We start from the raw sequence: 26818 nt of genomic DNA on the forward strand, positions 1-26818 counted from the left end.
TGTCTTCATCAAATGCCAGTGGCTTCCAGCATTGCAGCCATGTGTTGCAATGCTGGCAAGCCATAAATATCGGTGGCTTGCAGCGCCAGTGGATAACGCGGCAATTTGCCAAACTCCTGAGCAATTTGCTTAAGATGAAGTTGTTCCTGCTCACGACGCTGCGCCAAAAAAGCACCATCAGCGCTTAGAGGCAATATGCGATTAACCACTAAACCAGCCAATGGAAGTTTTTCTTGCTGTAAACTTTTTACCGCCCGAGCAGTTTCTAAAATAGGCAATTTTTCTGGAGTCAGTACAAACAGTAGGGCTGATTTTTTGTCATCCAACAGTACTTCACGGGTGCGTTGCAATAAACGCTGACGAGCCAATAAGGTTTCGGTAATGGCTTTGCTACGCTCATCCATGCCAGCCGTAGCATGTTCACTCGGGTCACCCATCGGGTTATCCAGATCGCGCCCGGCTTTAGGGGTTAAATGTTGCAGCACTCCGCCCAGTTTTTCTGAACGTTGATTCGCTTGCAACAACCCTTGAGTCCAAGCCGCCATAGCTTCTGGCAAAGTCAGCAAGCGAAGTGTATGGCCGGTTGGTGCGGTATCAAAAATCAGCAGATCATAGTCAGTGAGGCCAAGCTCTATGGTGTTTGCGATACGCTCCAGCATAGCAGCCTCCTGCGCACCGGGCGATTGACGAGTCAGCCGCATCTGTCGCTCCACTTCGGCAAACATATCGGGCCGGGTAAACCGCTTTAACTGGGCACTGACTTTGGCCAGATGCTGCTCGATTTCACGATCAGGGTCTAGTTCCAGCGCATCGAGATTCGGAGCCAATCGGGTGATGCGATCACCTATGGGAGCACGATCAAATGCATCCGAAATGCTATGGGCCGGATCGGTCGATACCAGCAGTACTTTGCTGCCTCGTTGAGCAGCCAGCACGGCCAAAGCCGAAGCAACGGTAGTTTTACCCACCCCACCTTTGCCACCAATCAGCAGCAAGCGCTGCCCTTTTAACAGCATCGAAAGTGATCCAGCGGAGAGTGCTCCATACCCATACGTTGATGCCAATCATGAAAACGCTCCAGTAGTATAGGTTGTAGCTCCAGCGTGTAGTAACTGGCCGGGTTAGGAACTCCCATCATTTCTGAGAACACCAGTAGCATAAAAAGATCGTCCTGCTCGCGCTGTGCTCGGGCAATGGCCGAGCGATAAGGTGCATGGTACGCCTCTTCGGCATAAAAGCTGGCTTGGCGAAACCAAGCTTTAATCGCATCCAGTTTCATGATTTGTCTACCACGGCTTTATTGGCTTTAATTTGTTTGGTTAAAGCCGAGCTTGACTCCAAAATCACCAAAATAGCAGCCGCCAAAATAATGATATCCAGCGTAAACAGGAACCAGTCTTCGTTGTCGTAAAAGCTCTTTAGCTGAATAAGTAGTCCCAACGTGGTCATGCAAAGTAGGAACAATAAGGGTGCAAGTGTGTACCACATCGGCCGTCCCAACTTGACCAGCATCACGGTAATAACCAGTAGCGTTAACCCCGCAAGCAATTGATTGGTGGTACCAAATAGTGGCCAAATCAGCATACCACCTGCTCCATCGCCACCAGCGCCAAAAGCCAGCAACAAGCAGCAGCCTACAGCCAGCAAAGTAGCGGGTAAGGTTTTTTGCATCCAGCCGATACGATAAATGCTGCCCCACTCCTGAAAGATATAACGCTGCAAGCGCAGGCCTGTATCCATGGTGGTACCAGCAAAAAGTACCACCATCACCGTAAGCAGAGTCTGTGCCATCACCGTATCAAGCCCCAACCCTTGCTGCAGAATATTGGCGCCACCGCGAATAAAAGCGGCCACTCCACCCTCACCAAAATTGTGGTAAATGGCTTGCCAATCCGCCAGGGTAGCAAAGCCTGCGCTTACCGCAATAATGGCAGCTAGCGCTAGCGCACCTTCCCCAACCGCGCCAAAATAACCTACAAAACGTACATCAGGCTCTTTATCCAGTTGTTTGGAGGTGGTACCACTGGCAACCAAGCCATGAAAGCCAGAAATAGCGCCACAGGCAATGGTGACAAACAACAAAGGAATAAGTGAAGGTGTGCCTTCTGGCACCTCGGTATTAAAGGCAGGCGCCACCACATCCGGGCTGGCAATCAACACCGCGCCATACAATAAGCCCAAACCAATAAACAATTGAATACCATTGATGTAATCGCGTGGTTGCAGCAACACCCACACAGGCAGCAAAGACGCAATCGCAGCGTAGACAAACAACAGCACAATCCAGCTTTGGCGATCCGACAAACCAAGCATGGTTTCTGCTGGCAAGGAGAACGGCAACATAGGGCCAAGATAAATCATGGCGTATAACGCAGAAACACCTAATACCGTAACCATCAGCAGGCCAATAACTTTACGATATATCAACTGGCCGATAATCAGTGCTACCACAATAGCCCCCCACACCGGCAATGGAGCACTGGGGAAGTTAATCAGTTGATTGGCAATCACCACGGCAAAAACCGCATTCACCATCAAGAGCACCAGAAATATCACGATCATAAAAATACTTCGGGCGCGATTACCGACAATATCCCCCGTTAAAGCGCCTATAGAACGTGCTTTGTTGCGACTACTCGCCCAGATGGCACCAGCATCATGCACTCCGGCAAAGAAAATAGTACCAAACACTACCCAAAGAAAAGCCGGCACCCAGCCCCAAATTACGGCGATGGCAGGGCCAAGTATCGGCGCAGCCCCAGCTACTGAGGTAAAATGATGGCCCCACAGAATGTATTTGTTGGTCGGCACATAATCGACCCCATCCTGCAGCTCGTGCGCCGGAGTTCGAAAGTTGGGATCGACTTTAAAAATCTTTTCGCAGATAAACTTCGAGTAAACAAAATAGCCCAGCGCCATAGCACCAAGCCCCATCAGCATTAAAAAGACCGCATTCATGCAACCACCTCTGGCTGGAGTTTTTCTTTAACCAGCATGATACAGCAGCTGGCCGATGGCAAGTATTCGACCAAGGGCGAATATATCAAAAGCCTGTGCTCCTGCAACAAAACCCCGCGCCGCTAAGGCAAATCGGCGCAATAGAGCCAAGTCTTGTGAGTGTTTAATGGTTATCATGGTTAGGCTTGTTGCACTCAAATACCATCGGCTGATAGATTAAGTCAGCAAATTCCGCACTATCGCCCCGGCTCGTGGCCATCGTAGCGTGGTAATTCAGCATCTAAATCATCCCAATTGGCTCGGGATGAGACAAAATTGTGCGATAGTGGCCGTTCCGAAATATCCGAATCTAAAATACCAAGTCGAAGTCGCACTCTGTCTGGAGCCTGTTCATTACTGCTGTAAATGGGCGATGCACAAATACCACAAAAATGGCGCTTTTTACCCGGTGCGGTTTCATAGTAACGGACGCTCTCCTGCCCACTAGTAATCAACAAACCTTTGCTGGCGACAAAACCATTGGTGGCATAAGCCGTGCCACTGCTTTTGCGACACTTTGAGCAATGGCAATGAATAACAGCGTCTATTGGCCCATGCAGCTCTAAAGTCACTTTGCCACACAGACAACTTCCCTGATACATAGTTTTCCTCGTAATAAATATTACTAAAATGGCTACCGGCCCATCAGTCAGGCATTACTGCACTATTTCTGTGACAGTCCGGGCATTGGCGCGCTCGATGATTTTTACCAACACGGACTGAATGGCTTCATCCTGGCGCACATCACCACTGCTACTGGTAAAGCGCTGCTCCTGGACTTCCGCGCCTTCCTCGGCAATAAAGCCCACCACCACCTCGGTGGCGCAATCGGCGGTAGTACCAAAATACGCCAAGGTAATTTGCGGGTAACCATCAAACCCTTTATTCACTTGTTTTGCGATGCGTTTTTTTGCTTTGTCCAGTTGCATACTGCAGCCTTACTCTGATGTGGTATGACAAAACTATACCACCAAATTGAACCGATCATCGCAATATACACCTCGAATGCCACTATCAATACTCAGGGCATGTTGATAGCGTCTACCACCGCATTGGCAGAGCGCACGGCCGATTCCAGCAACGGCACACCTTCATAGGCCCAGGAGCCACAAAAGAATACTTTACGCCCAGGTTGGCGATGCCATTGGCCAAGTGCTTCATGCACCCGGGCCGTACCAGAGTGCACCACAGCGCGATCAAGCGGTACCCGGGCGATGACGGTGTCCGCTGCCGGCTCAAACAATGGGTTCCAGGTTTGAAACACCGACGTTTTGCCCTTCATGGTGGGCTCGACCTCGTTCACCCAGACAGTGAACATATTTCGCTCCAGTGCCTTATCCATCTGAAAATTCAGTGCAGTCCAGTCCTGTTTGTGTAAAGGCATAAAACGTTCGTCCTGATGCACCCAGAGCTCGCCCGAGTCGAAGCCAATGGTGCCCAGCATGGCCTTTTCACCGGCAAATTGCTTATCATCCAGAAAGCTCAACTGATTGGCTTGTGTCGCTACTATTGCCCGATCGAACATGCCACCTTCACCGCGTTTGTTATACACCTGCACCCCATGCTCATTTTCTTCAACTTGTACCACCGGGCTACCGCTATACAAAGGCAAATCTTTGGTCAGCTCTTTTACCAGCGCCGGAGTACCGCCCTTCAGACGGCAGAGTCCACCATGATGAAGAATGCCATGCAGCAATAACAGCAATTGCGCCGCTGGCCACTGCAACAGGTGTTTTTCTTCGCAAGTGCAAATAGTCGTCAGGATAGGCAGCACTAGCCCTCGCCAGAACAACCGATCAAAATTATGCTGCTGCAGTAATTCGCCCAGCGTGGCATCGGTCGCTGCATTGGTATTGTTATGTTCAAGCTTGCGGGTCAATCGCTGCAGTTGCCAGATACCCAGGCCTATACGCAAAGCCTTACTGTTCAGGTAGCGCCAGGAGCCAACGAAAGGCCAGCCCAGCAACGGTAGTTCGCCACTACGAAACCAGGTATGGCGGTTGCTCCAACTGCAGGAAGTAAAGGTACGAACATCGAAAGTAGCCACGCCAACTTCTTTGGCCAATTGCAATACGCTGGGCCAGCTTGCAGGGCTCATGACGCGCAACGGCACATCCACCAGGCCACCATCAACCGTTAGCGAGTGAGCATCCATACCGTGGCTATCCTGAGCTTCAAACACAGTGACATCGTGGCCAGCACGGCGCGCCCGATACGCCGCCGCCAACCCAGCCATACCGCTGCCAATCACCGCTATGGAACAGGTATTCTCATGCTCAGCCATCGCTTTTGTTCCTTGCATATTGAATGTATGCCCAGCACCAAAATACCACAAGCAAGGGTGTATAGCCTATACGCGTTCTTTCACCAGTGCGCGGATCAGAATTGCTTCAGCCGACTCTTTTTCAATCTTAAAAAAACCACCAGCACTGGAAAGCTGGTGCGCCTGCAGTGAGGTTTTGCCTAGTTTATCAAACCAATAGGGTGCCAAAGAACACTGCGCCGACCCTGTTGCTACATCTTCGGCAATCCCCGATTTTGGCGTAAAATAACGTAGCACGTACTCGCCTGCAGCACTTTGGGCTGTCAGGATCAGTGCATGGAAGTCGTTCATTTGTTCAATCAGCGCCAGATCTGGCTGAAAGTCCCTCACCGCCTGCCCGGATCCCAGCACCACCACTAAATCCCTGGTGCTAAACACATCCACCGGCGCAAGCCCCAGTGCTTTTAGGAAAGGCGTAATGCTACAAGGCTGAGCTTGCCAGGTTGGCAGCCTGATTTGATAGCATCCGGTTTGCTCGGTTATAACCACATTACCATGGCTACTTTGCAACAAGACCTCGTTTCGCTGAAAGCGACTGAGCAAAGCAGCACCTGCGGCTAAGCTGCCATGGCCGCACAGGTTGATTTCAGCAACCACGGTAAACCAGCGCACAAAGTGCCCGTCAGTATTTGACACGACAAAAGACGTCACTGGCTGTGCCAGCTGCTGAGCCATTGCCAGCAATTCAGCATCACTTAGCCAATGCTCCAGCACTACCACAGCACAAGGGTTGCCAGAGGCAGGTTTATCAGCAGCGTTATTGCAGAAAACATCGTAAATAGAAGCGTTGATACAGCACCATCCTTGATTGAGTTGTTGGCAGAGTAAAACGATAGCTAAGAGGAACGCTCAGTGCCTTCAGCTTGCGTTAAAATCTGTACCATACTGTAATTATTGGATAAAAACTACTGAAGTTAATTTTTAAGCCCGCTAGTGGCTGGCGGCAAATTGTTTTACCAGGCCAGCAACCCGCTGCCCCAGATAGTACGCTGTACGTAAATCCGTTTCGTGCACCTTGCCATCCGCCGATTGAGCAATTAAACCCGATTGTGCCCCCAGCCGATTGCGCTGCTCTGCATCGTAGCCACCAGGCAGATCCAGACTGGCCCACAGCATGCCATGCTGGCTGGCGAAGACTTGCAGGTACTGGATGGTACTTAACTGATCGCCACTTAGATTTACCCCAATGGTAAAGCCTGCGGCAATTTTATCAGCCCATACTTTTTCGGCCCATAGCTCGCCTGTGGCATCGGCAAAAGCTTTAAATTGGGCCGAAACAGAGCCCATATAGGTGGGCGAACCAAACACCAGCGCATCAGCACTGGTTAATTGCTGCAGCAACCCGGTATTGCGAAAACGCCCTTCCACAATATCTGCACCAACAATTTCAGCCTGAATCACTTCCACACCAGGCTGCTGTGCTGCCCCCTCAGCAATAGTCTGGGCTAGCTGCTTAGTACTACCTGTAGCGGAATGAAAAACAACAGCAACTTTCATTACATCACCTCCTGCTGCTGTGCGTGTTGCAAATTCATTTCCCGATTTAGATTGCGCTCGGCCGGCATATCACTCAGATACTCCACAAACTCCACTTCAAAACCAGCCGGGTCGATAAAGTAGACGTTTTTACGAAATGGCTCCGTAGAGCCCGCTTTGGCAATGGCATAACCAGCGTTATTTAACCGGGCAATCACGGCATCAAGATTAGCAGTAACATAAGCAAAATGTGCCAACCCGACGCTATGGCCTTCCAGTTCACGGTTTCCGCCTTCGCCGTTATCGCTTAGTGCCAGATAATGATAATCATCGCCAAAGTGCAGCCATTTTCGTGGCTTGCCATACCAATCGCCGTAGCCCTTATCCCGTACCCGCCAATGCGGAAAAGCTGCCCGGTAAAATTTCAGCATGGCATCGATATCAGTCACCACCAGGTTCACATGTTCTAAGTACATAAAAGTCTCCTTGCATTAAGTCGACCGTCAGGTTAAAACCTCAACAATGATTGAGGTAAAGTGTTTTTTGAAAAAAAAGCTGAAAAAATTCAGGAGCAAATGATGACAGAAGCTATCTGGAGTGTCGGTGTGGTGGCAAAACGTTGTGGGGTAAAAGTCAGTACGCTGCATTTTTACGAGCAACAAGGCCTGATCCAAAGCTGGCGTAATGCCGGCAATCAACGGCGCTACAAACCAGAAGTGCTGCGGCGGATTTCGGTGATCAAAGCAGCGCAGAAAGTCGGCGTCAGCCTGGAGGAGATTAAGCAGGCTTTCTTATCCTTACCCAATAACCGTACCCCAACGCTGGAAGACTGGCAGCTGCTTTCCAAAAACTGGCAACGCATGCTGGATGGCCGCATTGCCTACTTGCAAACACTGCGCAACAACCTGACCGGCTGCATCGGCTGCGGCTGCCTTAGCATGGCCAAATGCCCGCTTTACAACCCAGACGATACACTGGCAGCCTCAGGCAGCGGCCCGGTGATCCTGGATCAGGCAGAGCAAGAGGCATTGGCCAAAAAACCTGAAGCCAGCGATTAAATTCTGTTGGCGGCTTTCGCTGCAGGAAGACTTAGGCTTGCCATTCGCATGCCACTGTTCTTTACTGAACAGATCCCAGGCTAAAAGATAAACTGACGGCTGAAACAATACAGCCCAAGGATTATAAAGACATGACCTACGACGAGTTTAATCAATTTTGCGGTGCTTTTCCTGCAACCAGCTATGTGATGCAATGGGGGAACTCCCACGTCTGGAAAGTGGCTGGTAAGGTGTTTGCGATTGGCGGCTGGAGCAAAGCTCAACAGCCAGCTTATACCTTTAAAACCTCAGAGCTGAACTATGAATTCCTTTGCCAAAAAGATGGCTATATCCCCGCCCCCTACTTTGCCAATCGCGGCATGAAGTGGATCCAACAAACGGATACAGCAGGCCCGCTGGATGAAGAGCTCAGGTATTATTTATCTGAGTCCTACCAGTTGGTGGTGGCGGGTTTAAGTAAGTCGAAGCAAAAAGAAATAGGATCCCAGTAAACTCACGCTGAAGTACGATGAAATGAACGGCCAGAACCATGCAGTAACAAAGTACTTTTGCTACTGCATGGCTAATACGCTGCGTTTAGCGCCGCTCAAACCGGTAGTTGAGCACCGGCAAAACCAGCAGTGTTAACAAGGTCGCAGTGCAAAGACCGCCCAGTACCACCACGGCTAAGGGACGCTGTATTTCACTGCCTACCCCCGTTGCCAACAGCAGGGGCAACAGCCCCAACGCTGTGGTGCTGGCTGTCATCAGTACCGGGCGTAACCGCTGGCTGGCTCCGCTTAATATAGCCCGTTTGCGGGACATACCTGTTTGCTGCCGCTGATTCATGGCATCAAGCAGTACCACACCATTGAGTATTGCCAGACCAAACACCATCATCAAGCCTATCATAGCTGGCACCGATAGATACCAATGCCCCAGCCAGAGCGTTAGCACACCACCAAACAGTGCCATTGGGATAGCACTGAGCAGTAACAGCAACTGGCGTACCGAGCGTACGCTGGCATAGAGCAGCAAAGCCATGGCCAATAGCGACAGCGGGATCAGCCATTGCAAACGTTGCATCGCCTGCTGCTGCAGCTGATACTGACCACCGATTTGCACGGAGTAACCGGCTGGCAACTGTAACCGGCTAAGCCCTTGCTCTAACTGCTGCACCACAGAGCCGATATCACGTCCACGTACATTGGCTTGCACCATCAAGCGGCGTTGGCCTGCATCGCGACGGATCACTGAGGGCGCGGGCAACAGCTGGATCTGCACCAGCTCCCCCAGGCGGATGCTCTGGCCATTAGCCCGGCGTACCGGCAATGCGGCCAACGCATCGGCATGCTGCCGATAAGGCTCTGCCAGACGCACCGCAACGGCATAACGGGCATTACCATCGACAATAGTACCAGCTGAAACACCGGCTACCCCCTGAGTGATCAACTGCATGATATCCGCCACCGTCACGCCATAGCGTGCTAATTGCTCGCGTTTTGGCTCAATCAATAACTGCAATTCTTGTTGCGTTACCTCGGTAGCCACATCCACGGCCCCGGGGATCTGTTGCAACAAGTCAGCTATCTGTTCGCCATGCTCTGCCAACACCGCCAACTCAGGCCCGGCAAGACGCACGACCAGCTGGCCTTGCACCCCGGCCAGCAACTCATCGACCCGGGTGGCTATGGGCTGTGAAAAATTCAGCAGCAATCCAGGAAAAGCCGATAACTTCTCATGCATTTGTTGCTGCAATTGCTGACGGTTATCGGCACTTTGCCAACGATTTACCGGCGTTAAGCCGATAATAATCTCGATGTTGCTAACCGGCTCCGGATCGCCGCCTAGCTCTGCTGCGCCGATTTTACTCAGGGCATAACGTACTTCGGGAAACTCCAGTAACATGGCTTCCAGCTGGGGGGCCACATACAGCGCGGTTTCCAGGCTAGCTGTCGGTGCCAGGGTCACCCGTAGATTCAGAGTACCTTCTTCCAACTCCGGCACGAATTCAGTACCCAGCCTGCTGAGTAGCAAAACACCAGCCAGACCTAATACCAACACCATGCCAAGCAACCAGTAAGCCAAGGGCAGTAATCGTCGTAGCAGGCGGTGATAACCAAGCTCCAGCAAGCGGATCAATCGCACAGGCCGGTAGGGCTTGGATGGCTGCAGCAGCAACACCGCCAGAGCCGGTACCAGCAAGAGAGCACAGAGCAAAGCAGCGGCAAGCGCCAGTAAAATACTGACCGCCATTGGCTGAAACAACTGACCACCCACACCAGGCAGTACAAACAGCGGTGCAAATGCCAGCATCACCACCAGACTTGCCAGCAGCACTGGCTTTGCCATCTGGTGAAGCACCTGCTGCATCTCATCCCGTATACTGATTGATTGCTGTTGCACGCAACCTTGCGCCAAACGACGTAACAGTGCATCCACTATCACCACAGCACCATCGACCAAAATACCAATAGCCAGTGCCAATCCCCCCAGCGACATCAGGTTGGCGGTCATGCCCAGTTGCTCCATCACCAACAGTGCCAGCAATAAAGCAACAGGTACCGTCAGCACCACCAGCAGCATGGCGTACAGATGACGCAGCAACAGCCATTGCAACAACACAATCAGCAGCAAGGCCAATAGCAGTGCCTGACTGACGGTACTAACAGCCCGGTTGACCAGATCGGCTTGATCGTAAAACACCTCCAGGGTGATACCTGCGGGCAGCGCCTGTTGTACCAAAGGCAGTTTATTCTGTAAGGCTTCGATGGTGGTTTTGCTATTGGCAGTACGATGCTTAACCACGATGCCCGCGATCACTTCACCCAGCCGGTCTACCTCACCATCCGCTGTGCGTCGCGTCATGCTGACCGCCCCGGCTCTTGGCTCAGCACCAAACTGCACCCTGGCTAGCTGCTGCAACCGGATTGGCGTATCGCCTTGCCAGGCAATGGCCAGCTCACGCAGTGTCTGCAACCCATTCTCACCTGCGGGTAACAGACCATAACCACGGACCACCCATTGCTCCATACCCTGCGGCTGATACCAACCACCGGCATTCTGGTTGGCAGCACGCAAGGCTGCAACTACATCCTCCAGTGTCAGTTGATGGCTTTGCAGGCGGTATGGATCTACCTGTACCTGATACTGCCTAACCTCACCACCAAAAGACAACACCTCCGTCACACCATCCACCGGCATCAGCAGCAATTTCACCAGATAATCATTCAGGCTACGAAGTTCTGCCGCATCAACGCCGCTGTCTGCACTAGCAGTCAGTACATACTGAAACACCTCGCCAAGGCCAGAGGTATCCGGGCCAATTTCCGGCCGGCCGAAACCAGATGGGATCTGCTCTGTCGCCTGCTCCAATTGTTGAAACACCAGCTGGCGTGCCAATTGAGCATCGCTTCCCTCAGTAAAAACCACGGTCACCACCGATAAGCCAGTCCGTGATAATGAACGAATATCCACTACCCCTGGCAAACCAAACATGGCAGTTTCAATCGGGTAACTGATAAACTGCTCGACCTCTTCGGCCGCCAGGCCATCGGCCTGGGTATTGATAACCACCTGGACTGGTGTTACGTCCGGAAAAGCATCGACATTAAGCTGTGGCAGGCGCCACAGACTGAGCAACAGCAGCAAGCCAAAGCATACCAGCACCAGTGCTGGCCGCTGCAAAGCACCACAAAGCCAGGATATCCACATCACAGCCTCCTAATGCTGATGCGGGTCGAAACCCGCCTTCAACAGTTCAGAGGCCAGAAAAAAGGCGCCTTGTTGCACTAGCAGCTGGCCCGGCGTTATCCCCTGCACCAGATGCCAGCCATGCTCACTGCGCACCAACTCAACCTCATAAGGCACGAATGCCTCACCTTCCTGCACAAAAAGCTGCCAATGGCCATCCGCAGAGCGGCTCAGCGCCGTATCGGGTACCAGCACGCCGGATACCGCCTCAGCACTGAGGACAACTTCGACAAAGGTACCGGGATGCCAGTGCAGCATCCTGTTATCCAGCCGGGCAAACCAGTGCTCAGTCCGACTATGCTCATCTAACTGATGATTACGGCCGATAAGCTCTGCCTCTGCCCATTGTTGACCATGGCGCACCCGCAGCCTGGTTTGCTGTATCAATTGTTCGGATTGGTCACTGGTTAACTCGGCTTGTAGCCACACACTGGATTCATCCAATAAACCAAGCAAGATGCTACCGGGCGAGATTTGCTCCCCCGGCACTGCTTGTAAATGGGTCACCATACCGGACTGAGGCGCTTTCAGCTCAAAGCGCCCCAACTGCTCAGGTTGCTGCTGCAACAGTGCAATTTGTGCTGGGGTCATCTGCAGTGCTTCCAACCGGGCTCTGGCTTGACTGGCCCGGACGCGGGCGCTTAATTGCTCGCTGGCACTGATGCTTTCTGTGGTTAACTCTGCCAGACGCTGCCATTGGCTGATGGCATCCAGAAACTCGGCCTGCGCGTTGGCCAGTTGAATGCCGCCTAAAGTGAGTAAAGGTTGCCCTGCATCCACCCATTGCCCTGGCCGCACATGCCGCTTAAGCAACTGCAGTTCCATGGGTGCTGTGATACGCTGGCTACGCTCCGGATCGGCTATCAGGGTTGCCGTTGCCAGTTGCTGTGGCCAAAATCCGCTGAGTGCGACTGGCTCCACCAGGATCCCGGCCAATTGTTGTTGCTGTGGGCTTAACCGCAGCTCATGCGGTTGCTGCTGATGGTCTTGTTCTACCGACACCTTGGAATGAGCGACAACTGAAGATGTTGCCAATAGCAACTGCGCAGCCAACAAGGCCGCGCCAAATGAGAATAAACGCATAGATAACTCCTGAAAAAATAAACAAGCGGCAGGCTAGCTGCCCTGAAACAATCTGTCAGGAGAATGAAATGGGGGGGCGGAACTGCAACGCTACCAGCAGCGGGAAATACCAAAGCAGACGGTGATACCGCTTGTACTGGCGGCTCAGAACCGACATTGCACTGCCAACCGGCAAGGTGGCTTGGCCGCTGTGGCAATGACAATCCAGACACAACTCAGCAAGTTCCGATACCGGACTATCCGTTGTAACAGTCTCTGTAGATAGCACCAGATGCAGGTGTGTACTATTTGCAGCTTCATCCAGCTCAGATAGATGCCATGGGTGTGCACCCAGTGCGCCAGATAACGCCTGAAGCAGCACACAACAAAGCAAAAAAGCAACAAGAAACATCCTGGCCAAAGCAAGCTACCACAAGGTTACAAAAATGATCGGGTTGCCAGTATATACGCAAGTAACCACAAGATGCGAGCTTCAATCACGTCAGTGACTACATAATAGAATAATCGCTTGTATTCATTACGCTCAGCAGAGCATGGAATCAAGCAGGTATTTGTGGCAGATCAAGTGTTGCTGCGCTGGTTGATCTATAGTCAGATTATCGGCCTTAGCAAGTGATCACGATGACGAACCCACCTATCGTACCCCCTGCCGAAGCGACAACACAGACCACTGTGGCCGCTCCCAGGCTATGGTGGCTAAAACTGGTCATGCTACTGGGTCTGGCATTGATCATCATCGGCCATTATCTATGGATAGGCCTGAAACTGCCCCAAACCATGGGCGTACCAGGCATGATACTGGTCGCAGCCCTCTGCGCTATCGGGCTAATTTTATCCCTTCCCACCAAAATTTATCTGACCCTGCTATTGATGGAGCATGAGCACAAAGTAAAAGAAGCTCTGAACAAAAAATAGAACCAGCATCCCGTAGCAAACTGCTGTGGGATTTTAACATGAACTTTTTCTGCAACTGAACGAAGTTTAATCATGTTGATTGGCTCACTGTCAGCTAGTAACTTGGCAGTCCATTGTTCGTTTCCTATACTGGTAACTACTGACTAAAGAGGATACCGTGATGCGATTTTTTGCTCTCTTATTATCTGGTGTTTTGACTGCCTTGCTCTGGGCTTTTAGTGCAACTGCACACCATGGCTGGAACTGGGCCGAAAACGAACAAACAGAGATGACTGGTACCATTACTGAAGTCTTCATCGGGCCACCACACCCACGCCTGATGATCGAGACAGAACAAGGCCCCTGGCAGGTGGACCTTGGTAACCCACGCCAAACCCGGGACGCCGGCTTTGTTGAAGGGGAAGCCGCAGTGGGTGACCAGGTGCTGATCCGGGGCCATCGCTCAACCAACAAGGATGAACACATTATCAAGGCAGTGCGCGCTACCATAGATGACAGAGTATACACCTTCTATCCAAGCCTGCTGCGTGAAGACCAATAACCGCTTTAAAGTTCAGTGAGCATGATCACTGAACTGCTGGTCAGTCTGGGAGATACAGCACTAGCCAGTTGGCTGCGCCAATCCGGCATCGGCTACCCGCTGCTAAGCACTGCGCATATTTTGGGCATAGCGCTGTTACTAGGCTCGGTGCTAATACTGGATTTGCGTTTGCTGGGTATCACGAAAAGTGGCGCTCTGAACGTGCTGGCACCACTACTCAATCGCTTTGCAGCCTGTGGCCTTTTACTTGCAATGGTAACCGGTAGCCTGCTGTTTAGTGTGCAGCCGGCTCACTACCTTGCCAACAGTGCTTTTCTGCTAAAACTCACTTTATTACTGCTGGCTTTACTTAATGTCCTGCTGGTGCATTGGCTACCGCATTGGCAAGCACTGCTTAACGGCCAGGCCCCAACTCTTTTTCTTAAAGTCACCGCCCTGCTATCGCTGGTACTCTGGCTTGTCATCTTGCTTGCCGGGCGCTGGATCGCATTTGTTTAGACTTCTGTGCCAAAACATAGCTAACTGGCCCTGTTTCGTTGCCAGCACTGCTTCTGCTGCAACACCAGGTAAAACTGATAGTTCAGATCGGATACTTCGCCCCTAACGGTTTTACCGGCTAGAAAAGTCAGGCCTTACCAAGCGGTACTGAATTGCAATTAGTAATTAGCGCTGTTGCGCAACAGGATAAGAAACCAAAAGCAATCTTTTAAGATCCAGTTTAAGGCATCAGGCGGCAAACAAGCTCTGGTGCAGCTGCTTCACTACTGGAGTGGCATCGTCATCTTGCACTAAGAAACACAGGTTATGCTTGGATGCACCATGGCATATCATCCGCATGTTCACCCCTTCCAGTGCCTGAAATAACTCACCAGTCACGCCGCGGCTACTGTGCAAATGATTACCTATCACGGCCACCAAACTTAAACCATGCTCCACTTGCACTTCGCAAAACTGCCGAAGTTCTTCAATAGCAGCAACGGTTAAGTGCTCAAAAGCACTGCCGGGTGCCTCATCCAGCGTCAGCGCCACACTGATTTCAGAAGTGGTGACTAAGTCGACCGAGATATGATGGCGACTCAAGATATCAAACACTCTGCTTAAAAAGCCAGCAGCATGCAACATCGCGGGGCTTTTCACGGTGATCAAGGTTTGTGACTTCCGTAGTGCAATGGCGCGGTATGCTGGGCGATCTTCAACCTCACGTGCGATCCAGGTCCCGCCCGAATTGGGTTCACGGCTAGAGCCAACAAAGACCCGAATATTACGGCGAACTGCAGGTAGTAAGGTCGCTGGATGCAATACTTTGGCACCAAAGGTAGCCATTTCGGCTGCTTCATCAAAGCTGATTTCGCCAATACAGCGGGCTTGCTCTGTCAGGCGCGGATCCGTGGTGAAAATACCGACCACATCAGTCCAGATCTGCACAGTATCGGCATCCAGCGCTTCAGCCAACAAAGCAGCGCTGTAATCGGAGCCACCGCGACCTAAGGTAGTAGTTTGATGGTGTTCATCCGCGCCGATAAAGCCCTGCATGACCACACGCTGACTGGCCAGTACAGGCAGTAACAGTTCGCTACACAACTGACGCATGGCATTAATTTGCGGCTCGGCTTTGCCAAAGTGACTATCGGTGCGCACCACTTTACGGCTATCAAAGCAAGCAACCGCAGCATCGCGTTCAGCCAAGACCTGAGTAAATAGCACCGAGCTTAAGCGCTCACCGAATGATAAAATCTCATCCTTATGCTGCACACTAAAAACTGTGCCACCATGCTCGATTAACACTCGAAGTTCAGACAGTAATGCATCAATATCTGCCGCCACAGCCTGTGGGTATTGCAGAGCGTTTAGTACTGCCATAGTAATGCGTTCAATCTCAGTAAAGGCAGTAAAACGAGCCGTGAGTTCGGTGTGTTGGGTAATAGCAACCAACTGGTTGGTCACGCCGGCACTGGCGCTAACCACTACCACACGGATACGATCATCGGCTAGTACAATATCGGCACAACGGGACATGGCATGAAAATCAGCAACGCTGGTTCCGCCAAATTTAGCAACAATTAATTCAGACAAGGGATCTCTCCTTATGCAGCAACAATAAGCAGAGCATGGCATTTGTGAACAACACACAATACAGGCTGCGACTAAGCGGGCGAGTAGTGAAAGTAGTTAACAAAGGCCAGAAGCTCTCCACCAGGTTCAGGTGACAGTCCCAGGGATTCAGCCCTGGCAACCGAAGCCATCACGTTCTATACCGTTGGCTCCTCGGCGATGCTCCCCTCTGCTGCGCTACGATGTATAGACATCTGACACAGCTTACCTGAACAACGCGCCTCTTCTGGTCTATCGTATTCGATGGACGGCGCTACTCTAACCAGTTCATTCCAGAAAATCAATAGCTATCTGGCCATCTAATTACACTTCTTATTGGTTGTGATTTACGGCTGTGTTCATGCTAGATTCAAGCTGAACACTATACACTGCCCCAGGGCTTGCGTCATAATGGGCTTACTTGGGTACACCATGACCAGGATAATCAGGTGTACAACACCTTCAATGATGGCTGGAATACCTTTCACTGTGATGTTTTTTCTGCGATACCTGCTGCTATTTCTGCTTGTTTGTTGCTTGGTGCAGCCTGCTGAAGCAAACCAGACCCGACTGCAAATTCAGGGGTTGAGTGGCTCAGCTAAAGATAATGTTGACATGTATCTGGCTAACTTTATCAATGGTGGCGTCTCTTCATCGCTACGCTCTCAAGCCCGGCTGGAGCAAGAAACCAGAGCTGCCCTACGTGCTTTAGGCTATTACCACCCCACCATTCGGTTTGAGTTGCAACAACAGAGCAGAGGTTCCGTTTTACTGATGCAGGTAGAGCAAGGGCCGCCGACGCGATACAGCCAAGTGACCGTTGATATCACTGGTGAAGCTAAACAGGATCCCGACTTTATCTTGCTGGTGCAGCGGTTAGCGCCCAAGGTTGGCGATGTTGTACATCATGGTCGATATGAGCAGCTCAAAAATAGCTTAGGTAACCTGGCCTTACGTAAAGGCTATTTTGATGCTGACTTTACCCGTAGTACTTTGGCCGTTTCTGAAGGGCGTCAAGAGGCCCATTTGACCATTCATTTTTCCAGCCAAGTTCGCTATCGATTTGGTGATGTACGCTTTACTGGCTCTCAAATTGAAGAGCAGCGGCTCGCTTCATTGGTGCCCTTTAAAGCCGGCGACCCATACCTCGCTAGTCAACTAGGACAGTTTAATCAAGATATTGCCAACACCAACTGGTTTGGTTCTATTCTGATTGAGGCAGATGCTGATTTGATTGCATCCACTGAAAATACCGTCCCACTTCATGTTCAACTGGAACCGAGAGCACGCAACAGTGTCGAAACCGGTATTGGCTTCGCCGATGTTCAAGGGCCCAGACTTAAAGTCAACTGGACCAAGCCCTGGTTGAATGATCGTGGCCACAGCCTGACTAACCGCCTGGCCTTATCAGAGATTGAACAAAGCCTTGAAAGCTCCTATCGCTTACCTCTGCGGGAGGTATCACGCGATTTTTATCAATTCCAATTTGGCGTGAAAAACTTCGATAATCAGGATGGGGATGGCCAGGATTACACCTTTGCAGCTGAACGCCACTGGTTGCTAAAAAATGAGTGGTATCGCACTGCATCTATACGTTGGATGTATTCAGAGTTTACCCAAGCTGAGCAAGAAGACCGTAGTAACCTCATCATGCTCGGTATTAGCTTTAGTCGCAGTCGTAGCCAAGGTGGTATGATGCCAAGCCGTGGTGACCGGTTATTTGCTTCGGTCGAAACATCTGATCGGGCTTGGGGGTCGGATAACCGTTTTATCCGCTTACGTGGCAGAGCGAATTACATTACCAGCTGGGGTAGCAATCATCGATTTGTCGGGCGGCTGGATGCCGGTGCCATTTTGCTTGAAGAAGCAACAGAGCTGCCGCCATCCTTACGTTTCTTTGCCGGAGGCGATAACAGTATACGTGGTTATGGTTATGAAACGGTTGCACCTCGTGATGATGAAGATCGTTTATTAGGGGGCCGTTATATGCTGACCAGTACCGCCGAGTATCAATACCGGGTGATGGGCAATTGGTGGCTGGCCAGCTTTGTCGATTACGGCAGCAGTTGGAGCAGAGATCCAGACTGGAAGCGAGGGGTTGGTGTCGGAGTTCGCTGGGCTTCCCCCATAGGGCCTGTGCGTATTGATTTTGCATGGGGCCTGGATGGTGAAGTAGAAAAAGGCACCAGCTTCCAATTGCATTTTTCGTTGGGGCCTGAGTTATGAAGTGGTTACTCCGATTGAACAAAGGCTTTTGGTATAGCCTATTGTTGTTTGTATTTATCACTGTGGTGCTGGCCTTCAGCCAAACGGGCTTGCGCTTTAACCTGTGGCTGGTGGATTATCTGGTACCAGAGCTATCCATTGGCAAGGCCGAAGGTAATTTATTAGGCGGTTTTCGTGTTCACGACCTTAGCTACCATACTGAGCAGCTTCAACTTGATATTGATAGTGCAGAATTTGATAACCACCTACCCTGTTTATTTGGCCTTAGCTTATGCATTAATACTTTGCAGGTTGATGGGTTAACGGTCATCATCTCTGGCGATGATACACCAGCTGACAACACAGCAGAACAAGTAACCTTACCACCAATTTGGAACCCCTTTCCAGTGTCGGTTCGCCAGCTGCAATTGAATCAAGTACAGCTGAAACTGGGTAGCAATCGCGTTGAGTGGCAACAACTCAGTAGCGGCTTCGATTTCTGGGGCAATCGTCTTGTCCTATCAACGACGACCTTACAACAACTTGCCGTGTATACGGAGGCAGAATCAGCAAGCGATGAGCCTGCCCCCTCGTTTGAATGGCAGGCATTGCAATTACCAGACATATTATTTCCTCTTCAGCTGGATATGGCTCACTTTGAGTTGTTTGGATTTCAACTCAACGAGCAAACCATGCTTGATCAACTGCATGCGGGCGTATTAATCGAGCGACGCCAACTGCGATTAACCGATGTAGTGCTGTTGCACGATACGGTGGAACTGAATGCTGAATTCACAGTACAGCCTCAGGGGAAGTACCCATTGGATGCAGCTATTCGGCTGACTCATGCCAAGGTGCCCGATGAACCCGTGCAGCTGGTTATGGCGTTGAGTGGCGATCTTGCTCAGCTTCAAGTAGATGCCTCCATAGATGGCATGCTGCAAGCGCAGGCTCAGCTGCAGGCCAACCTGATGCAAGATCATCTTCCACTGGAACTCACGCTTTCCAGCCCCTATGTGCAGTGGCCATTATCAGGTCCGTCTGAGTTTAGTGCCAGCTCGAACCGTGTCAAAGCAACAGGTACTCTGCAAAGTCTGGAGCTTGATGTATCCAGTAAAGTTCAGGGCACTGAGCTGCCAGACACCAACCTTCAGCTACAAGCGACTGCCAGCACTGAGTACCTCCAATTGCATCAGTTGGCACTGACCACGCTGGGAGGCACCATAACCAGTCAAGGGCAGCTTAATTTTTCCGACCAGATCAGTTGGAGCAGTTCTTGGCAATTAGAGCATATAGACCCAGGCATGCAGTGGTCCGATTACCCCGGTCTCCTGATGGGACAAGTTGATATTGCTGGTGAACTGACGCCTGAACAAGGCTGGCAACTTGATATTTCGGCTTTACAACTCTCAGGCACACTTCGCCAAATACCTCTGAACCTGAGCGGACAATTGCAAATGCAGGATCAGACCGGTACAGGCGATATAGAACTGACGGCTAAGCCACTACGTGTTCATCATGGCCAAAACCAATTAGAGCTTACTGGCACCTTGCAACAAGATTGGGCCATGCAGATGCGCATTGATATTGATGACTTGTCTGATTCTGTACCCGATGCACAAGGCCAGGCGCAAGGTTTAGTCGAGCTGGCAGGGCCTCGGCTAACACCAGACATCTCGTTTTCATTCAATGCCTCTCAGCTGCAATGGCAGGAACTGCTTCAGCTGGAGTCAGCTGATTTTTCTGGGCAATTCAATAGTATGGAGCCCATGCAAACCGATGTAACCATCACACTCACCGAGATGCGCTATCTGGACCATCAATTAGATAGCGCCATGTTGACATTGCAAGGCAATGAAGGTGATCACCGGTTGGAGCTGAGCATAGACGGCAGCCCTGTTAGCCTGACTTCTGCCCTGCAAGGACGTTTTGAACGAGAGACTGGGCTTTGGCAAGGCCAATGGCTTCGCGGTGAAATCACCTCAGAGCTTGGCGTCTGGCGATTAGCTCAAGCGATGGATCTGCAACTGACGCCTACGGAATCATCGGTTGTGATTGGAGCACATTGCTGGCAACGAGACGATAGTTCGCTGTGCCTTACTGAAACAGCCGACATCAGTCCTGAACAGTTGGCGGTGGCAATCAGTTTGGAGCAATTTGATTTAACGTGGTTGGCTCCATGGTTGCCAGACTTCACAGAGCTTCGTGGCCATATCGCTGCGGATGCACGATTGGCATGGCAACCCACAGAAGGGCCATCAGCCTCGCTACACATTCATAGTGCGAAAGGCATCGCTGGCCAACAGTTCGACCAACTAATACGCTTACCCTGGTCGGATTTAAATATACGCGCTGAATTGAATCAGCAACAGCTAAATGCTGAATGGCAGCTTTTTGTCAGCGAAAAAGGCGAAGTCGCCGGGCAGCTTCAACTCGATGATATTACCAAGCTTGATCAGGATCTGAATGCATCGCTTTCGATTAAACAATTTAGTTTTGAGTTCTTAGAACCCATGCTGGACGATTACAGCGAACTGCGCGCCATCCTAAACAGTCAAATTCAGGTGCAAGGTAGCTTGCTGCAACCCAATGTATCTGGGGAACTATCAATTCGTGACATTACTGTCCGCGGCCAACTAGCACCGGTAGACATTGAGCAAGGTGAGTTACAGATTGGTTTTAATCAAGACAGCGCCCTGCTTAGTGGCCAAATCACCACTCCACAAGGTCAATTGAACTTAGCGGGGGATGCCAATTGGGCTGAACTTAGTGCATGGCAAGCGCTACTGACTGTTAAAGGCGATCCGCTCTCTGTACAGCTGCCGATGGGACGTTTGCAGGTGCAACCCGACCTAACGCTTCAATCCTCGCCAGAGAAAACACTGCTCACTGGTACCGTAGACATTCCCTTTGCTCGCCTTACCATCGATAGCTTACCCGAGTCAGCTGTCAGTCTATCGTCTGATGAAGTCATGGTAGATGCAGAATTTCAACCTTTGGTTGAAGCCACAGATACGGTACCTTTTAATTTTGAGACCAACATTCGGGTCCGTTTCGGCGATCAAGTCCGCTTTACCGCTTTTGGCCTGCGAACTCATGTGGCCGGCAGCCTGCAAGTTCGGCAAAACAACAATCAACCCCGCTTATATGGTGAGCTAAACCTAGTGGATGGTACCTTCCGCTCGTATGGACAGGATCTTCTGATACGGCGCGGCCAGTTGCTGTTTAACGGCCCAGCTGATCAACCATTTTTAAATTTAGAAGCAATCCGTAACCCCGACAATATCGAAGACGATGTGATTGCGGGTATTCGAGTATCAGGCCCGGCGGATGAACCCAACATACAAATATTTTCCGAACCAGGCATGGCACAGGCCAATGCCACTTCTTACTTGTTGCTTGGCCGCAATTTAGATGGTGAGTCCGGTAGTAGCGCCAACCCGGTCACCACCAGCTTGATTGGATTGGGACTGGCCTCCAGCTCTAAATTAGTCGGCAATATTGGTGAAGCTTTTGGCGTGCAGGACTTGATGCTGGATACTGCTGGGAGCGGCGATCAGTCACAGGTGACCGTCAGTGGCTACTTAACGCGTGATTTGCAAGTTAAGTATGGTGTTGGCTTATTTGAGCAATTTGGTGAGTTTACGCTTCGCTACCGGTTGATGCGCAATCTCTATCTGGAGAGTGTCACGGGTATTGAGCAGTCTATCGACTTGTTGTACCGCTTTGAATTCGATTAAGGCTTTTGAGCAGCCCATCTAGTCGACGCGTAATACAAAATGCATGTATTTCCCCAGCGACGCATAGGGCTCTGTTTGATTGTATTGCAGTTCGAGTGCCAATAATTGCTGGTAGTGACTTTGCTGCATGGCTGGCTCTCGCACATAATCATGAAAACAGCGCACGCCCGTTTTTACTTCGAGCGTAAAACCAGCTTGTTGGCACCAGAGCAACACATCATCAGGTCGCAACGGGTTTTGCGGACTGAGCTGTACGGTTTTACTGCCGGTGAGCCCCTGGCTCACATAGTCAAAGTTACCATACAATATATTACCAAAACGTCTGGCATCCTGATTAAAAAACATCAGCGATAGCACACCACCAGGCTCTGTTAATTGGTATAGCTGCTCAATCGCTTGCTGTGGATCAGCAAGCCACTCCAACATAGCATGGCATAGCACTACCGGTGCCTTGCGCTCTGTATCCACCAATTGCTGCAAACTGCAGTGTTTAAACTGTAACTGTGTTGTCAAGCCTGCATCTTGTGCAGATTGACGTGCTAGCATCAGCATCTCGGCTGAAATATCAGCCAGAGTAACCCGGTGCCCTTGTGCGGCTAATGCCAATGCCAACTGCCCTTGCCCTGCCCCAACATCCAAGATCGCTGTCGAGCGCTGTAAGTCAGCTAAAGCGGCCAGATCACGCAGTAACACTTCTTGCCGTAACCGGCCTTTGGTCGTTTGATAGATATTGCGTTGGAATTTACCTGCAATGCTGTCAAAATTGCGATCTATTTTGTAATCCATGGATGTGTACATGCCCTCGTTGCTAAAATCACTGCTAATGCCATTGCCCTTGCTATTGATACTACTGACGTTATCGGTTGTATTGTGCTATCGCCAACGAAAGATCGGATTCTGGCTGCTTGGTTTGTCCACGACACTGCTATGGCTGGCCAGCAGCTCTGCGATAACTGAGCGATTGGCCGCGACGCTCGAATTAACCCATCCAGCGCTGCATCAAGCTCCAAAGTTGGATAATATCGTGGTACTAGGCTGCATGCATAGCGCTTATGACTTTCTTCCGCTTAGCAGCCAATTGGCGGAATGTTCGATGGCCAGACTAATTGAAGGCGTGCGGCTGTGGCATCAACACCCTGAAGCACGGCTGATCCTAAGTGGCCATCTGCCAGGTATACCCGGTAACCATACTGAGGTGGCCAGCGACTTAGCTATCGCTTTAGGAGTTAATCCGGACCGAATTCTGCAAGTATCGACTCCAACCAATACCCAACAAGAAGCAGCGACAGTTGCACCGCTCATTGTTAATCAACGCTCGGCATTGGTGACCTCTGCCTTACACATGCCAAGATCAATGAACTGGTTTACTTATTATGGTGCTCAAATCACACCTGCCCCCACCCACTTTAGATTACGCCGACCTCTGGACCAATTCCAATCAGGTGGTTTTGTGCCTAGTGCCCGAAGCATCCAAACGCTTTCACTGACTCATTATGAGTACCTGGGATTATGGCAACAACGACTGGCATTATGGTGGGATCCTGAAGATCCCTGAGCTTAAGCAGGGTTTGGAATATCAATAAATTCCACCTGAATACCCGTTTCAGTGGCCAACCACTCACCAAGCGCTTTCACACCGTAGCGCTCGGTGGCATGGTGTCCGGCCGCTATAAAGTGAATGCCAAGCTCTCGTGAACTATGGATGGTTTGCTCAGACACTTCACCTGTAATAAACAGCTGGGCCCCCGCCTCTGCAGCCGCATCAATGTACCCCTGGCCTCCACCAGTGCACCAGGCAACCTGACTGATTAAACGATCGCCTGCAGCATGACTAAGCACGTCTCGCCCCAACGCATGCTGCAGCAAACGACTTACTGTTTCGAGCGGCTTTGGCTCGGAAAACTGCCCGATCATGACAACACCTTGCGGTTGAACAGCACGAAGCGGCTGCCATGCCGTGATACCAAGCAACCGGCCAAGCTGAGCGTTATTACCAAGCTCAGGATGAATATCAAGCGGTAAGTGGTAAGCAAATAAATTAATATTATGAGTCAATAAGCGCTGCAAACGGGTTTTTTTCATACCCGTGATGATAGCGGGCTCATTTTTCCAAAAATAGCCATGGTGGACCAAGATAGCGTCGGCTGAGACAGCAATTGCAGCATCGACTAAAGCCTGAGAGGCTGTGACACCCGTCACTAACACCTCGATATCTTTTTTCCCTTCCACCTGTAAACCGTTCGGACAAAAATCTTGTACGAGTTCAGGTTGCAGTTGTTGATTCAGTAACAGGGTTAGCTGCTGTCGTGTCACACTGGTCATAGAATTTACTCTGTATAGCGAAAGCTCTGATGGTATAAGCTGAATGATAGCATGAAGCCTTCGCCCGCCTCCACGAAACGAGACAACTTCATTTTGTTCATAAATCGACCATGTTTGTCTCTTTGCAAGGAATGTTGTATAACTAGGACGTACATTTATCAATCAAATTAATAGGTATTTTTTGTATGAGCAAACTAGACAAAGAGCAAGTCATCGCGGAGTTCACCGCTGCTTATAAAACCGCATTCGGTAAAGAGCCGCAACTTGAGCAGAAGCCAGGCTGGTTTAGTGTCGACGGTGGTAAGAATATACGTCTGGCTGAATTAGCCGAGTTGGCACAAAGCTATGCTGGCTCAAAGGCTGCAGCAAAGCCTAAGAAAGCAGAAGCAAAGAAAGCCGATAAGCCTGCAGTGGCTAAAGCGGAAAGCAAGCCTGCAACCTCTCCGAAAACAGCCCCTAAAGCGGCAAAAAAGCCTGCTGCAAAAAAAGCAAAACCTGTACCAGCGGCCTCACGCCCCTTGCATCAACAACCAGCAGCCCAGAGCTGGGCAGAGCAAGTTGGCACTGGTCAGCGCATGCCTCGCGGAGCACGTTAAACCTATTTTCACCTCATTTTGAGCATAAAAAAGCTTGCCAGTAGAACTGGCAAGCTTTTTTCTTATCGAGCAAGTTATGAATTAATATTCATAACTAAATGTCAGTCCTGAAAAGGCACTATAGCCCCGGATCCCAACATGCCAGGTACCAGCTTGTGGATTGTTGAAGGTACAAACCTCTTCATTACCATTAAGATAGGGTCGGCAATCCCATGTTTGCTCAGTAGGTGCTGTACCACGACGAATGTATAAGTCTGCATCACCGGTTCCACCCGTAATACGGAACGTCAGCTGACTCACTCCCGCAGGGATATCGTAGCTGCCACGCAACCACTGTCCTGTTGAGCCAGATAAGTTATTGAAGGTTTGGCCGCCGCCAGGCGTGCCACCCCCACTACCATCACAACCATTGGCAGTGATCCAGTCGTGAGCTGCTTTTGCCCGTACAATACCCCAGCCATAAGACGTATTGCGGCCTGAGGTACCACGACGCTCAGCGGTCTGGTTCAATACATTACGAATTTGAGTATTAGTACACTGCGGGTGATTGCTCCATACCAATGCGGCAACCCCGGCGACATGTGGAGAAGCCATCGAGGTACCACTGATACTGTTGTACCCACCATTATTCCAAGTCGAAGCTACATTGACACCAGGCCCTGAAATCTCAACCTGTGAGTTGCGCTGAGAAAAGCTGGCTAAATTTTTACTCGAATTGACCGCCGCAACAGAAACCACTGCGTCATAAGATGCCGGGTAGGAAAAGCTGGTATTACCTGCATTACCTGCAGCAGCCACCAGTAGCATGCCACTGTTGTTAAAGTTATTCATGGCATTACGCTCCGTAGTATTGGAGCTGCCGCCACCTAAACTCATATTGACGACCTTGGCACCGGCATTCTGACAGGACTGAATCGCCTGAATAAGGTTGGACGCATTGGTCCAGTTGCCTGAATCGTTGAATATTTTTACATTATGCAGCCCTACCAAACCCGAGGGTAACACCCCGACAACACCGATGTTGTTATCTAACGCTACGATGGTACCCGCGACATGGGTACCATGGCCATTGCCATCACTAAACCAATTGCCATGTCCCTGAAACGAGGCCCCCGTTACTCCAGAGGAAGGCAAATCAGCATGATTAGACTGATAGCCCGTATCGATGACGCAGACACTCATATTGCTGGAGTTGGCATCACTCACCTGGTTGGCCTGCACCATAGTGATACCATATGGTGTGGTTTGTGCCATCGGTGTAATCACATCAGACAGGTAACGCTTGTGATCCAACTCAATGTACTCTACCGCGGGATGTTTTTCTAACTCACGCAACTGGGTGCGGCTCAGCTCAGCTACACTGGCCTGCACTATATCTAAGTGCATGATGGCATTGACTTGATGTTGAGACAGTACTTGCTCGGCCGCCTGACTCGAAAATGCTTCCGCAGCTGATAAACGCTCAAAGTCAGTTGCAGGCTGAATCCCAGCTGCTTCCATCAGAGCATGTGCTTGGAATTTGATGATATACCGCTCAGCTTTATTGCTATCGGGCCTTAATGAGGGACGACTGTCACGATCAGCAATAGTGCCTTGGTTGGTAAGAGAGTAATTACTACCTTCATCAGCTGATGCAGCGGTGAGGGTAAAGGTACTGGCTATGGCCAGTGCTAACGTGGTCATTGTTTTAGTTTTCATTATAGTTTCCAGATTTATTGTTAACCATCTCCTTATGCATT

The 26818-nt window shown here is 50.7% G+C and carries 26 protein-coding genes and 1 riboswitch; of the genes, 9 read left to right on the forward strand and 17 right to left on the reverse strand.

Annotated features, from left to right (window positions below):
- Positions 1-8 precede the first annotated feature (8 nt).
- The 10 genes from Q3O60_RS04020 to Q3O60_RS04065 all read right to left on the reverse strand — a co-directional run bounded on the left by Q3O60_RS04020 (position 9) and on the right by Q3O60_RS04065 (position 7272).
- Entirely contained in the window at positions 9-1016 is a 1008-nt protein-coding gene (locus Q3O60_RS04020) for an ArsA family ATPase (protein WP_305892615.1), read from the reverse strand.
- Entirely contained in the window at positions 1007-1279 is a 273-nt protein-coding gene (locus tag Q3O60_RS04025) for a cory-CC-star protein (RefSeq protein ID WP_305892616.1), read from the reverse strand. The genes Q3O60_RS04020 and Q3O60_RS04025 overlap by 10 nt, the downstream gene beginning before the upstream one ends.
- Positions 1276-2958 carry a carbon starvation CstA family protein gene (locus tag Q3O60_RS04030; RefSeq protein WP_305892617.1) on the reverse strand — a complete coding sequence of 561 codons (1683 nt, stop codon included), beginning with the start codon at positions 2956-2958 and terminating at the stop codon, positions 1276-1278. Before Q3O60_RS04030 ends, Q3O60_RS04025 begins: the two co-directional genes overlap by 4 nt.
- Before the next feature lie 27 nt (positions 2959-2985).
- On the reverse strand, positions 2986-3135 hold the full coding sequence (locus Q3O60_RS04035) for a hypothetical protein (protein WP_305892618.1): 150 nt from the start codon (positions 3133-3135) through the stop codon (positions 2986-2988).
- 59 nt (positions 3136-3194) lie between these two features.
- Positions 3195-3599, reverse strand: coding sequence for a GFA family protein (locus Q3O60_RS04040; protein WP_305892619.1), 405 nt, complete (start codon positions 3597-3599; stop codon positions 3195-3197).
- A 54-nt stretch (positions 3600-3653) separates the two neighbouring features.
- A complete protein-coding gene (locus tag Q3O60_RS04045; RefSeq protein ID WP_305892620.1) occupies positions 3654-3926 on the reverse strand; it encodes a hypothetical protein in 273 nt (90 codons plus the stop codon).
- Between the two features lie 92 nt (positions 3927-4018).
- Complete coding sequence (locus Q3O60_RS04050; RefSeq protein WP_305892621.1) at positions 4019-5281, reverse strand: FAD-dependent oxidoreductase; 1263 nt, start codon at positions 5279-5281, stop codon at positions 4019-4021.
- A gap of 66 nt (positions 5282-5347) precedes the next feature.
- Complete coding sequence (locus Q3O60_RS04055; protein WP_305892653.1) at positions 5348-6112, reverse strand: PhzF family phenazine biosynthesis protein; 765 nt, start codon at positions 6110-6112, stop codon at positions 5348-5350.
- Between the two features lie 138 nt (positions 6113-6250).
- Positions 6251-6817 (reverse strand): flavodoxin family protein, encoded by a 567-nt coding sequence (locus tag Q3O60_RS04060; RefSeq protein WP_305892622.1) that lies wholly within the window; start codon positions 6815-6817, stop codon positions 6251-6253.
- A complete protein-coding gene (locus Q3O60_RS04065; protein WP_305892623.1) occupies positions 6817-7272 on the reverse strand; it encodes a VOC family protein in 456 nt (151 codons plus the stop codon). Before Q3O60_RS04065 ends, Q3O60_RS04060 begins: the two co-directional genes overlap by 1 nt.
- Before the next feature lie 102 nt (positions 7273-7374).
- On the opposite strand from Q3O60_RS04065, the gene soxR reads away from it, so the two are divergent.
- Complete coding sequence (gene soxR / locus Q3O60_RS04070; RefSeq protein WP_305892654.1) at positions 7375-7854, forward strand: redox-sensitive transcriptional activator SoxR; 480 nt, start codon at positions 7375-7377, stop codon at positions 7852-7854.
- Positions 7855-7985: 131 nt separating this feature from the next.
- Positions 7986-8345: an MmcQ/YjbR family DNA-binding protein gene (locus Q3O60_RS04075; protein ID WP_305892624.1), complete on the forward strand. Its 360-nt coding sequence runs from the start codon at positions 7986-7988 to the stop codon at positions 8343-8345.
- Between the two features lie 85 nt (positions 8346-8430).
- Here Q3O60_RS04075 and Q3O60_RS04080 read toward each other — a convergent pair whose 3' ends face one another.
- The 3 genes from Q3O60_RS04080 to Q3O60_RS04090 are packed head-to-tail and all read right to left on the reverse strand — an operon-like array spanning position 8431 to position 13069.
- Positions 8431-11547: an efflux RND transporter permease subunit gene (locus Q3O60_RS04080; protein WP_305892625.1), complete on the reverse strand. Its 3117-nt coding sequence runs from the start codon at positions 11545-11547 to the stop codon at positions 8431-8433.
- A gap of 9 nt (positions 11548-11556) precedes the next feature.
- Positions 11557-12669 (reverse strand): efflux RND transporter periplasmic adaptor subunit, encoded by a 1113-nt coding sequence (locus tag Q3O60_RS04085; RefSeq protein ID WP_305892626.1) that lies wholly within the window; start codon positions 12667-12669, stop codon positions 11557-11559.
- Between the two features lie 55 nt (positions 12670-12724).
- On the reverse strand, positions 12725-13069 hold the full coding sequence (locus Q3O60_RS04090; RefSeq protein WP_305892627.1) for a hypothetical protein: 345 nt from the start codon (positions 13067-13069) through the stop codon (positions 12725-12727).
- A gap of 221 nt (positions 13070-13290) precedes the next feature.
- Between Q3O60_RS04090 and Q3O60_RS04095 the strand changes: the two genes are divergently transcribed.
- From Q3O60_RS04095 to Q3O60_RS04105, 3 genes are all read left to right on the forward strand, one after another.
- Positions 13291-13584 carry a hypothetical protein gene (locus Q3O60_RS04095; protein WP_305892628.1) on the forward strand — a complete coding sequence of 98 codons (294 nt, stop codon included), beginning with the start codon at positions 13291-13293 and terminating at the stop codon, positions 13582-13584.
- Positions 13585-13744: 160 nt separating this feature from the next.
- The gene (locus Q3O60_RS04100; protein ID WP_305892629.1) at positions 13745-14125 is read left to right on the forward strand and encodes a DUF6152 family protein; all 381 of its coding nucleotides are present in this window, start codon (positions 13745-13747) and stop codon (positions 14123-14125) included.
- Between the two features lie 21 nt (positions 14126-14146).
- Positions 14147-14623 (forward strand): DUF6644 family protein, encoded by a 477-nt coding sequence (locus tag Q3O60_RS04105; protein ID WP_305892630.1) that lies wholly within the window; start codon positions 14147-14149, stop codon positions 14621-14623.
- A 228-nt stretch (positions 14624-14851) separates the two neighbouring features.
- Here the strand turns inward: Q3O60_RS04105 and lysC are convergent, their stop codons facing one another.
- A complete protein-coding gene (gene lysC, locus Q3O60_RS04110; RefSeq protein WP_305892631.1) occupies positions 14852-16198 on the reverse strand; it encodes a lysine-sensitive aspartokinase 3 in 1347 nt (448 codons plus the stop codon).
- A 102-nt stretch (positions 16199-16300) separates the two neighbouring features.
- Positions 16301-16471: riboswitch (Lysine riboswitch) on the reverse strand.
- Positions 16472-16708: 237 nt separating this feature from the next.
- On the opposite strand from lysC, the gene tamA reads away from it, so the two are divergent.
- Together tamA and tamB are read left to right on the forward strand one after the other, a co-directional pair.
- Complete coding sequence (gene tamA, locus Q3O60_RS04115) at positions 16709-18442, forward strand: autotransporter assembly complex protein TamA (protein ID WP_305892655.1); 1734 nt, start codon at positions 16709-16711, stop codon at positions 18440-18442.
- Positions 18439-22161 carry an autotransporter assembly complex protein TamB gene (tamB, locus tag Q3O60_RS04120; RefSeq protein ID WP_305892632.1) on the forward strand — a complete coding sequence of 1241 codons (3723 nt, stop codon included), beginning with the start codon at positions 18439-18441 and terminating at the stop codon, positions 22159-22161. The genes tamA and tamB overlap by 4 nt, the downstream gene beginning before the upstream one ends.
- Positions 22162-22179: 18 nt before the next feature.
- Here the strand turns inward: tamB and Q3O60_RS04125 are convergent, their stop codons facing one another.
- The gene (locus tag Q3O60_RS04125; RefSeq protein WP_305892633.1) at positions 22180-22959 is read right to left on the reverse strand and encodes a methyltransferase domain-containing protein; all 780 of its coding nucleotides are present in this window, start codon (positions 22957-22959) and stop codon (positions 22180-22182) included.
- On the opposite strand from Q3O60_RS04125, the gene Q3O60_RS04130 reads away from it, so the two are divergent.
- Positions 22958-23716, forward strand: coding sequence for a YdcF family protein (locus Q3O60_RS04130; protein WP_305892634.1), 759 nt, complete (start codon positions 22958-22960; stop codon positions 23714-23716). The two genes, Q3O60_RS04125 and Q3O60_RS04130, sit on opposite strands and share 2 nt — an antisense overlap.
- 2 nt (positions 23717-23718) lie before the next feature.
- Here Q3O60_RS04130 and Q3O60_RS04135 read toward each other — a convergent pair whose 3' ends face one another.
- Entirely contained in the window at positions 23719-24483 is a 765-nt protein-coding gene (locus tag Q3O60_RS04135; RefSeq protein WP_305892635.1) for a Nif3-like dinuclear metal center hexameric protein, read from the reverse strand.
- 185 nt (positions 24484-24668) lie between these two features.
- On the opposite strand from Q3O60_RS04135, the gene Q3O60_RS04140 reads away from it, so the two are divergent.
- On the forward strand, positions 24669-25079 hold the full coding sequence (locus Q3O60_RS04140; protein ID WP_305892636.1) for a hypothetical protein: 411 nt from the start codon (positions 24669-24671) through the stop codon (positions 25077-25079).
- 81 nt (positions 25080-25160) lie between these two features.
- On the opposite strand, the gene Q3O60_RS04145 is transcribed toward Q3O60_RS04140, so the two are convergent.
- On the reverse strand, positions 25161-26777 hold the full coding sequence (locus Q3O60_RS04145) for a S8 family serine peptidase (protein WP_305892637.1): 1617 nt from the start codon (positions 26775-26777) through the stop codon (positions 25161-25163).
- Positions 26778-26818: the final 41 nt, after the last annotated feature.

Source organism: Alkalimonas collagenimarina (assembly GCF_030717845.1).
In the GTDB taxonomy this organism is placed as follows: Bacteria; Pseudomonadota; Gammaproteobacteria; order Enterobacterales; family Alteromonadaceae; genus Alkalimonas; species Alkalimonas collagenimarina.

Coding starts and splice junctions, on each gene's coding strand:
- Q3O60_RS04040 (WP_305892619.1), bottom strand. CDS start 3,599: ATGTATCAGGGAAGTTGTCTGTGTGGCAAAGTGACTTTAGAGCTGCAT.
- Q3O60_RS04025 (WP_305892616.1), bottom strand. CDS start 1,279: ATGAAACTGGATGCGATTAAAGCTTGGTTTCGCCAAGCCAGCTTTTAT.
- Q3O60_RS04085 (WP_305892626.1), bottom strand. CDS start 12,669: ATGCGTTTATTCTCATTTGGCGCGGCCTTGTTGGCTGCGCAGTTGCTA.
- Q3O60_RS04095 (WP_305892628.1), top strand. CDS start 13,291: ATGACGAACCCACCTATCGTACCCCCTGCCGAAGCGACAACACAGACC.
- Q3O60_RS04140 (WP_305892636.1), top strand. CDS start 24,669: ATGAGCAAACTAGACAAAGAGCAAGTCATCGCGGAGTTCACCGCTGCT.
- Q3O60_RS04125 (WP_305892633.1), bottom strand. CDS start 22,959: ATGTACACATCCATGGATTACAAAATAGATCGCAATTTTGACAGCATT.
- Q3O60_RS04065 (WP_305892623.1), bottom strand. CDS start 7,272: ATGTACTTAGAACATGTGAACCTGGTGGTGACTGATATCGATGCCATG.
- Q3O60_RS04045 (WP_305892620.1), bottom strand. CDS start 3,926: ATGCAACTGGACAAAGCAAAAAAACGCATCGCAAAACAAGTGAATAAA.
- Q3O60_RS04030 (WP_305892617.1), bottom strand. CDS start 2,958: ATGAATGCGGTCTTTTTAATGCTGATGGGGCTTGGTGCTATGGCGCTG.
- Q3O60_RS04100 (WP_305892629.1), top strand. CDS start 13,745: ATGCGATTTTTTGCTCTCTTATTATCTGGTGTTTTGACTGCCTTGCTC.
- Q3O60_RS04075 (WP_305892624.1), top strand. CDS start 7,986: ATGACCTACGACGAGTTTAATCAATTTTGCGGTGCTTTTCCTGCAACC.
- Q3O60_RS04080 (WP_305892625.1), bottom strand. CDS start 11,547: ATGTGGATATCCTGGCTTTGTGGTGCTTTGCAGCGGCCAGCACTGGTG.
- Q3O60_RS04035 (WP_305892618.1), bottom strand. CDS start 3,135: ATGATAACCATTAAACACTCACAAGACTTGGCTCTATTGCGCCGATTT.
- Q3O60_RS04105 (WP_305892630.1), top strand. CDS start 14,147: ATGATCACTGAACTGCTGGTCAGTCTGGGAGATACAGCACTAGCCAGT.
- Q3O60_RS04135 (WP_305892635.1), bottom strand. CDS start 24,483: ATGACCAGTGTGACACGACAGCAGCTAACCCTGTTACTGAATCAACAA.
- Q3O60_RS04050 (WP_305892621.1), bottom strand. CDS start 5,281: ATGGCTGAGCATGAGAATACCTGTTCCATAGCGGTGATTGGCAGCGGT.
- tamA (WP_305892655.1), top strand. CDS start 16,709: ATGTTTTTTCTGCGATACCTGCTGCTATTTCTGCTTGTTTGTTGCTTG.
- Q3O60_RS04020 (WP_305892615.1), bottom strand. CDS start 1,016: ATGCTGTTAAAAGGGCAGCGCTTGCTGCTGATTGGTGGCAAAGGTGGG.
- Q3O60_RS04145 (WP_305892637.1), bottom strand. CDS start 26,777: ATGAAAACTAAAACAATGACCACGTTAGCACTGGCCATAGCCAGTACC.
- Q3O60_RS04130 (WP_305892634.1), top strand. CDS start 22,958: ATGCCCTCGTTGCTAAAATCACTGCTAATGCCATTGCCCTTGCTATTG.
- Q3O60_RS04060 (WP_305892622.1), bottom strand. CDS start 6,817: ATGAAAGTTGCTGTTGTTTTTCATTCCGCTACAGGTAGTACTAAGCAG.
- tamB (WP_305892632.1), top strand. CDS start 18,439: ATGAAGTGGTTACTCCGATTGAACAAAGGCTTTTGGTATAGCCTATTG.
- soxR (WP_305892654.1), top strand. CDS start 7,375: ATGACAGAAGCTATCTGGAGTGTCGGTGTGGTGGCAAAACGTTGTGGG.